Here is a 3,710-nt window from a genome sequence, read left to right as displayed (position 1 = left end):
TCAGTAATTATACTAAAATTTCATACACTTTGTTAAAATGTCATAACAAGCGCTTTTCGCATCTGAGTTTTAAGCAATTGCTTATAACGGATTTCAGTTCCCTAAAGTACAGCCTAGAAACCGGGTTTCTGTGTAGCTATGGACAAAATTGTAGGCTGGGAGTGCCCAGGCTACAATTACCTTTGGTTTATTTACCTCAAGAGCAAAGTTAAAAAATGTATTTATTTCTTAAAATAACGTGAAAGGCGCACATATTTGTGCGCCTCAACAAAACCAGAAAATAATCCTGCTTTTTAAGCAGTAACGGAGACTGATTTTGTCTTTTGCATCTGACAAAGAAGGACACCAAACCACTGATTTGGGTCAGTCCAAACCTGAAGAGGTACTAAATCGTGTCCCTGGAGTTCCTTCTGTATGGAGTTGAGGTCGAATTTGCGGGAAATTTCCGTAAAAATTGTTTCGCCTTTTTCAAACTCAACTGTGAGGTCGAGAGCGCGTAATTGCACAGTTTGCGATCGCACACTCCGCAAGTGCATTTCAATTTGAGACTGAGATTTGTTGTAAAAAGCCCAGTGTTCAAATTGCGCTTTGTCAAAATTGCCATCAAAACGCCAGTTCAGATGCTCCAGCATATTCAAATTAAAAGCTGCCGTGACACCTTGACTGTCGTTATAAGCTGCATTCAGCAGATATTCCGACTTTTGCAGATCTACGCCAAGCAAGAAATATTCCCCTACATTGAGCGCATCGGCGATTTGGGATAAAAAGCGATCGCACTCTTCTCGATTGAGATTACCCAGCGTGCTACCCAAAAAACAAATCATCCGCGTCGCCAAGCGAGATGCTTCCAGTCTTTCCAGCGCCAGTTCGTAAGTGCTAACCAAAGCTCGAACAACCAGCGATGGATAATCTGCCAACAATTCCCTCGCACTGCTTTCGAGGATGCCAGCACTCACGTCGATCGGCACATAGCCCAGGGGGTAGCCTAATTTATTGTAGGCATCAAGTAGAATGCGGGTTTTAGTTGAACTACCGCTACCCAGTTCCACAATTTCGCACGCACCCGTCAGTCGAGCAATTTCAGCAGCGCACCCTTGCAAAATTGCACCTTCTGTGCGTGTGAGATAGTATTCCGGTAACTCGCAGATTTGCTCAAATAATTGGGAACCGGGATCGTCATAAAAATATCGCGGCGGTATAGTTTTGGGAGTCTGAGTCAATCCCCAGACAACATCGCTACCGTCAGACTGTTTATGTTGGGAAAGCGCCGTGGCGCTGAGTAGATACTCTATCTGCAAGCGTTTTTCGATCGTGTATGGAAAAGCAGCTTTACCGCTTGCAGTTTTAGATATCGTCATTCAACCTCCGTTTGTATGGGAGCGATCGCGCTTCGCGCACGCTACAATAACGCCAAATAAAAAAGATTTGCACAACAGACTAAATCAGTGAAACACAAAGCACCACACGATAAAATCGCACCAGCGCAAGATGTTTCCAAATCGCGTCCGTTCTTTCCGTATTTTCCCACCAAAAGGCGACTTAAGATCCTTGTCTGGTTGTGCCGATAGTGTAAGAGTGATGCGGAAAATTTTCTGCTGGGATAGAGGAGTAAATTTTTACCGCAGATGTACGCAGATATACGCAGATAAGAGAGGGATATTTTTACGCGATCGATGTTACCGGATATGATATGACTCATGGTGCCGATGTTTCAAAACTATCACAATCCCTAACGCCCTTCTTCCCCTAACCCCTACCTATTGCACACCGAAATCCTGCCAAAATTTGCCGCACACCTGGGTGATACCAGTTGCGAAAGCTACAGCGCAATGCCCAAGGACGGGTGGCCCAACTGCCACCTTTCAGCACTCGATGCTGTCGATCGAAATAAACTTGCGAATATCCCCGGTAAGGATAGTACTCAAAACCTTCGTAACCATCGAACCAACTAGATGTCCATTCCCAGACATTCCCCAGAGTATCGTACAAACCGTATGCACTTTGACCGGCAGGGTAAGCAGTTACTGGGGTGGTGGGATTTTGGATTGCGGAATTTCCTTGTTGCTTCTGTTTTATGCAGTCGTGATTGCATAGATGCGCGTTCGGTTTTTCCTCACCCCACGGATATGTGCGCCGACGATTGGCTGCTGCATCCCAACTAGCCGCTTTTTCCCATTCTGCCTCTGTTGGCAGTCGCTTGCCCACAAATCGCGCAAAGGCATCTGCTTCGTACCAGCTAACGCCACAAACGGGACGATCGTCCCATGCTGAGTCTTCTATCCAATAAAGCGGTTGTGTAAATTGATTTGCTTGCAACCATTCCCATCCCGCAGGTGTCCACCATTGCCGATTTTGATAGCCTCCTGCTTCCATAAACAAGCGATATTGTCCGCAAGTCACCGGGTAGCGATCGATCTGATAAGTATCCAGGTAAACTCGATGACAGGGGCGTTCGTTATCCAAAGCATCGATCGTATCATTCCCCATCTCAAACTCACCCGCCGGAATTGCGATCGTCTCTGTTAGTTGTCCGTTGTCAGTTATTAGTTGTGTTTCTGAAAATTGAGGATTGAGCGATGACCGTCGTTGCAATTGCAATAGGAAATAAATAATTTCGCTGTGCTGGCTTTCATGTTGAATGATAAACCGCCAAAGACGTTCTTCCTCATCTAAAGGCGCTCTTTCCAAATAATCAAAAACTTCTTTTCTTACTGTATCCAAATAAGCGCAAATTTCTGCAAGTGTCGGTAAATTAACCCGTTCTCCCTTCAGTAAACCATCAGCTGCCAACAAGTGACGATAGGGGATAATTTTTCCATCCTTGGTAAGAGGAGGTAACTGCGATTTTGCACAATGTTCCAACAACCACAAAGCCTCCGCGTAGCCAATATGACCTAAATGCCAACCTACAGGACTAAATTCTGGATGCGGTTGTTGGGAAAAAGTTGTGCGATCGATATCTTCAAATAGCGCCAAAGTACCAGCACGACAAAGCTGCATCGCCTGTTTAATTTCTTGTCGCCGTTCGTCTGCGGTACTGGACTGGCTTAGTTCAGAACGAATCGATTTGGATATCAAGGTCTTCTCCCACACTAATAACGCTATTTTCAGAAAAGCCGATCCAATTCCCAGCAAATAAAGGTTCCGAAGCAATAATTACCGCATTTGGAAAAGCTGGATCGTCCCGCAACCAATAAAGCGAAGGTGCAGGTTTCCCCCTACCAAAGCGAGATGCAACTAATTGCTTTCCATCCGTAACAATGATGTTGGCAGAGATATTGACTTGATGCAATTGCGCCAACTCCGACAAAGTTATTAACGTATTTTGCAATGCTTTTTCTAAATTAATATCTGGGTTAGCTAGCAACTCGTTAATCAGCAGTGCGAAAATATGTTCTGAATCTGTAGAACCATCAATCGCCTGGTAAGTTTCATCCCTCAGTCGGCTGCGTATCGGTCTGTATAAACTATGGCGAAAATTTTCGATAAAGCCATTATGAGTGAATAACAAACGATCGCTACGAAAAGGCTGACAATTACTCAAATCTACTGCTTGTCCCGCAGTGGCACTACGAACATTGGCAACAATGCAACCCGACTCGATATAGCGACTGAGGTTCGGTAAGTTAATATCGTTCCAGATGGGCAGCAAATTTTTGTAAGTAAAAGGATCGGTGTCTCGTTGTGCGTGATACCAACCAATACCAAAC

General features: G+C 44.9%; 4 protein-coding genes. All 4 read right to left on the bottom strand.

Annotation, left to right across the window (positions count from 1 at the left end; translation table 11 throughout):
• Positions 1 to 293: 293 nt before the first annotated feature.
• Positions 294 to 1,358 carry an L-histidine N(alpha)-methyltransferase gene (gene egtD, locus H6S82_RS23165; protein WP_190465177.1) on the bottom strand — a complete coding sequence of 355 codons (1,065 nt, stop codon included), beginning with the start codon at positions 1,356 to 1,358 and terminating at the stop codon, positions 294 to 296.
• 41 nt (positions 1,359 to 1,399) lie between these two features.
• Complete coding sequence (locus H6S82_RS23160; protein ID WP_190465176.1) at positions 1,400 to 1,699, bottom strand: hypothetical protein; 300 nt, start codon at positions 1,697 to 1,699, stop codon at positions 1,400 to 1,402.
• Positions 1,700 to 1,746: 47 nt separating this feature from the next.
• Positions 1,747 to 3,000: an SUMF1/EgtB/PvdO family nonheme iron enzyme gene (locus H6S82_RS23155; protein ID WP_190465200.1), complete on the bottom strand. Its 1,254-nt coding sequence runs from the start codon at positions 2,998 to 3,000 to the stop codon at positions 1,747 to 1,749.
• Positions 3,001 to 3,052: 52 nt separating this feature from the next.
• Positions 3,053 to 3,710: ergothioneine biosynthesis protein EgtC (egtC, locus tag H6S82_RS23150; protein ID WP_191056775.1), on the bottom strand; the 658-nt coding region annotated here is incomplete at its 5' end.

Origin of the sequence: Planktothrix sp. FACHB-1355 (genome assembly GCF_014748295.1) — a bacterium.
GTDB classification, from domain to species: Bacteria; Cyanobacteriota; Cyanobacteriia; order Cyanobacteriales; family Aerosakkonemataceae; genus Aerosakkonema; species Aerosakkonema funiforme_A.
The sequence above is the reverse complement of the archived record's forward strand: the minus strand, read 5'-3'. Positions and strand labels throughout refer to the sequence as shown.